General features: G+C 65.5%; 3 protein-coding genes. All 3 read right to left on the reverse strand.

Annotated features, from left to right (window positions below; translation table 11 throughout):
* Window positions 1-1040, reverse strand: a 1040-nt coding sequence (locus ACREE8_RS13335) for a glycosyl hydrolase family 17 protein (protein WP_431573493.1), incomplete at its 3' end; no start/stop codon positions are given.
* 30 nt (window positions 1041-1070) lie between these two features.
* Window positions 1071-3689 carry a glycosyltransferase gene (locus ACREE8_RS13340; protein WP_431573494.1) on the reverse strand — a complete coding sequence of 873 codons (2619 nt, stop codon included), beginning with the start codon at window positions 3687-3689 and terminating at the stop codon, window positions 1071-1073.
* Window positions 3690-4212: 523 nt separating this feature from the next.
* A partial coding sequence (locus ACREE8_RS13345; RefSeq protein ID WP_431573495.1) for a trimethylamine methyltransferase family protein occupies window positions 4213-4953 on the reverse strand: 741 nt, incomplete at its 5' end.

Below are 4953 nucleotides of genomic sequence, written 5' to 3' on the forward strand. Positions count from 1 at the left end.
CCCCAGAGGAAAGCGGCGCCCAGCAGCACAAATCCGAGCCCGCTGGCGATGGCGAAATCGGCCTGCCATTGCGGATATTCGCTGACCGGGCCGCGCCAGGGGAACTTCGCCTGGCGATCGGCATCGAAGAGGCCCCAATAGCCGCCGACCGTGCCCTCGAGCGCGCGCTTCCAGGGCTGGTCGAAGGCCTCGATGAGATTGTAGTCGAGCCCGGCGCCGGCGCCGGCCACATAGGCCATGAACTCGCGCAGGTAACGCGCCTGGTTGACCAGGCTCGGCGTGGCGTCTTCGCGCTCGCGGCCTTCGCTGGGCCAGCCGGTCTCGCCGATCAGGATCGGCTTCGCGGGGAAGGCGGCGCGGACCTTGTCGACGATCGTCTCGAGATGGGCGAGGCCGGCCGCGACCGGCTGCGGCTGATCCTCCCAATAGGGGAGGATATGAATGGTCACGAAGTCGACCGCGTTCGCGAGCTGCGGCGCCTTGAGCCAGAACTCCCAGACATCGGCATAGGTGACGGGCTTGCCGGTCGCCTGCTTGACCCGCGCGAGCATGGCGGCGAGGGCTTCGGGCGTCTGCTCGCCGCGCAGCAGCACCTCGTTGCCGACGATGATCGCCCTGACCGTCTCGGGATAGGCATTGGCGAGCCGGATCACGTCGCTCAACTGGCGCTCGTTCGCCAGCGGGTCGCGCCCGATCCAGGCGCCGACCAGCACGGTCATGCCGTAGCGCTGGGCGATCGGCAGGACCTGGTCGAGCCCCTGATCGGTCGCGTAGAGCCGCACGCAATCGACATCGGTGCTGAGGATCTTGAAATCCTCCTCGATCTGCCAGGCCGGGATATGGAGCGTGGGATCGAACGGCGTCTGGCTGCCGCGGAAGGGCGTGTAGGAGACGCAGTGGATCTTGCCGGGCGGCGCGTCGGTCAGCGTGACCGGACGGCCCATCTGCCACCAGAAGCCGACGCCGGCGAGACCGGCCAGCAGCAGACCCAGAATGGGTGCCACGAAACGGGGCGCCCTCACCGCCGGGCGACGGCTCATCGCTGGATCGCCCATGTCAGCCCGAACGGCTTATTCGGCGGCAGGCGTTTTGGCCTGCTCCGCGGCGCCCATGGGCAACGTCACGCGGCGACGCTGGCCGAACGGCAGGGCGTTGATCATCGAGAGCACCAGCGCCGAGGCGAAGGGCAGGGCCTGCACGAAGAGCAGCATGGCCCAGAGCTTCGCGGCCGGTTCGATCACGCCGCGGGTCATCATGATGAGGACGCCGAAACCGACCAGGAGGACCGCGATCAAGGTCTCTTCCCAGGCGGCGAGCAGGCCGCGAATGAAGGCCGGATGATTCTCCAGCTTGGGCGTACGCATGAAGGGCAGGTTCGTGGTGAAGGCGCCGCGCCACACCGCCTTGGCGACGGTGTGGCCAAGGGCGAGGCCTGCCAGCGATGCGCCCACCCGCTCCATGAAGCTGCAGGGCACGCGCTGGGTATAGAGCCAGAGCGACTTGCCCACCTTGAAGGTGAACATGCCGAGCGTGACGATGAGGAACAGCGTCAAGGGCGGCTCGATGAACTGCGGCAGCAGGATCATGCCGGCAGTCCAGAGGATGGCGAGGGCGACGAACAGCAGCTGGAAGCCGTCGGCGATCCAGGGCAGCCAGCCGGCGACGAACTGGTAGCGCTGGGCGCGCGTGAGCTTGCGCTCGCCCCAGGGCAGCAGCTCGCGCCAATGGGTCTTCATGATCTGCATCGCGCCATAGGCCCAGCGATAGCGCTGCTTGCGGAAGGCGTCGAAGCTGTCGGGAATCAGGCCCTTGCCGTAGCTCTTCTCGGTATAGACGGCGCGATAACCGCCCTCGAACAGGCGCAAGCCCAGCTCGGCATCCTCGGTGATGCACCATTCGGCCCAGCCGCCGACGCGCGTCAACGCGTCTTTCTGGATGAGCGCCATGGTGCCGTGCTGGATGATGGCGTTGTGCTCGTCGCGGGTCTTCATGCCGAGATGGAAGAAGCCGGCATATTCCCAGAAGCAGAAGCGCTTGAAGAGGTCGTCCTTGCCGTCGCGGTAATCCTGCGGCGCCTGCACCAGCGCCACCTGCGGATCGGCGAAATGGCCGACCAGGTCCTTCAGCCATTCGCGGCTGACTTCATAGTCGCTGTCGATGGTGGCGACGACCTGGGCGTCGGGGTTGGTGTGCGCCAGCGCGAAATTGAGCGCGCCCGCCTTGAAGCCCGGCCATTTCGGCAGGTGGAAGAAGCGGAAGTTCGGCCCGAGATTGCGGCAATAGACCTCGACCGGCTGCCAGCAGCTGTCGTCGGTCGAATTATTGTCGATGATCAGCACTTCGAAATTCGGATAGTCCAGCCGCTCGAGCGCCTTGATGGTGCGGATCATCATGTCCGCCGGCTCGTTGCGGCAGGGGACATGGATCGAGACCATCGGCGGCGGGGCGTCGCCGAGGGCGGCGGGCGGCGCCAGGCGCCGGCGCGAGGAGCCGCGCCAGAGGCATTCGACCATCTCGATGCCCTCGGTCAGGAACACGCCGAGCAGCAGCAGCGTCGCCGGCGCGATCACGCCCAGCACGCCGATATCGAGATCCGTCAGATAGAGGCCCGAATAGGCGGCATAGACCCAGACGCCGGCGGAGACCGTGCCCTGCGCCAGGATGGCGAGGATCAGGCGGCCGCGGCGCTTCAGGCCCAGCTCCTGGCGCAGCAGCCAGAGCACGAAGGGCAGGCCCATGGCGAGGGTCGCCAACGACAGCCAGGGCCAGTCGGGCCGGTTCATCAGCACGCCATCGAGGGCGGGCTTCAGATGCCGGTCGGCGTCGAAGATGCCCCAATAGGCGCCGACACCGCCCTCGACCTGCATCTTCCAGGGCTGGTCGAAGGCTTCGATGACGAAATAGTCGAGATTATGTTCCTGGGCGACCGCCAGGAAACGGCGCAGGAACAGGCCCTGATTGACCGGCGAGGCGACCGCGTCCTTGCGGGTCAGGCCTTCGGACGGCCAGCCGATTTCCGAGATGACGATGCGCTTGTTGGGGAATTTGCGCTGCAGATCCTCATAGCGCTCCATCACGAACTGGACCGCCTGATCCGGATCGATGCCTTCCCAGAAGGGCAGGATATGGACCGCGATGAAATCGACCTGCTGCGCCAGCTCGGGGTGGGCGAGCCAGACATGCCAGGGTTCGGCGGTGCTGACGGGCAGCGGCGTCAGCGCCTTGACGGCGCGGATATATTGAATGAGCTCAGGGACCGTCACGTCGGCGCGCAGCACGGACTCGTTGCCGACGATGAGCTGCGTGATGTTGCCGTTGCTGCGCGTCATGTCGATCAAGTTCGAGATCTCGTGCTTGTTCGCTTCGAGATCGGGCCCGATCCAGGCGCCGGCGGTGACGGTCAGGCCCTGTTTCCAGGCGAGCCGCGGCACCTGCATCATGGTGCCTTGCGTGGTGTAGGTACGAACCGAGCGGGCGACGCTGGCGACGGCCTTGAGATCGCGCGAGATCTCCTCGGGCGTCGGGTCGACCTTGGTCATGGGATTGTGGGCGTCGGTATAGGGCGCAAAGGACAGCCCGCGCAGTTCGCCGCGCCAAGGCTGCTCGTCCACCGGCCTGTTGGTGATGCCCCACGCGCCAGCAAAAAATGCCGCCGTGACCAATCCAATGATCCAATTTGAAATACGCATGGTCCCTGTCGTCGCCCGTTCCGGTATTCAACTGCGGAACTTACAGATTGTTCCCCGTCGCATATCACGCAGAGGTCGTTCAAATCCTGTGTCGGCGCTGTGTTCACGCGGATATGCCGCACCGCAGATCGCTCTGCGTGCTGCCAAACCTCACTTGTCCCGAAATTGAAAGAGACCAGTGCCGGCTCCCGAAGAGCCGATCGCTCAACCACGCGTCGCGCCGCGGTCGGTTCTGATCTTCCTTTCTTGGCTCGCCTTGTCAGTGCCCTAACGGGCAGAGTTACGCCTGTAATTCAGGTAATTTGATGGCGTATTTATGGGTAATTATCGCAATTCAAATCTGCGATCAACGCACATCCCGACGCACCGTGCGATTTCTGTGGCGCAGGCATCGGAAGCGTTTCCGCGCGACATGGACGTATGTCGTCAGCGGGCAAAACCGGTGTCTGTTACGGTTCCGTAATCCGATCGGACATCACTGCGACGAACCGCCGCGTTCCCGCCGGCAGGGTTGGGCTGGGCCCTACCAGCGTTTGCAGGCGGCCTGCATATCCGCCGGCGCCAGCCGGACCGGGAAGCGGTCGCGGATCGCAGCGTCGGTCCTGGCATCTAGATAATTCGGATAATGCGCGCCCAGGATCTCATGCACCCGCTCATGGGCGGCTTCGAGCACATCCCGGCCGCCGGCCTCGGCCCAGACCGAGGTCGATTTGCGGTCGGCGATCTCGGGATAGAGATATTCGGTCTGCATCAGCTCCAGGGTCTGGTCGGAGCCCAGGAAATGGCCCTGGCCGTCGACCGCCTGGCGGATGGCATCGAGCGAGAGGGTCTCGTCGTTAACCTCGATGCCCCTGAGGCTGCGCTGGACCATGCCCAGCATGTCGTTGTCGATGACCATGGCCTCGAAGGAGCAGCCCATCAGGCTGGCCAGCATCCCGGCGCATTCGCAGACATAGTTACCGCCGGCCAGGGCGGCCATGGCGACCGAGACGCCCTTCTCGAAGCCGGCCTGGTTGTCCGGCAGCTTGGAATCGGTCATGCCGGCCCCGACCGAGGCGGGCAGGTCGTAGTAGCGGGCGATCTGCATGGCGGCGGCGCTCAGGATCGCCTCCTCGCCGCCCCCGCCGGTGAAGGAGCCCGTCCGCAGATCCGAGACGAACGGCCAGATGCCGAAGGTGGTCGGATGGCCCGGCCGTACCAGATTGACCACCATCACGGTCGCCAGCGTCTCGGCCACGGTCTGGACCAGCGTGCCGGCGAGCGC

The organism is Hypericibacter sp., assembly GCF_050729195.1.
Lineage (GTDB): Bacteria > Pseudomonadota > Alphaproteobacteria > Dongiales > Dongiaceae > Hypericibacter.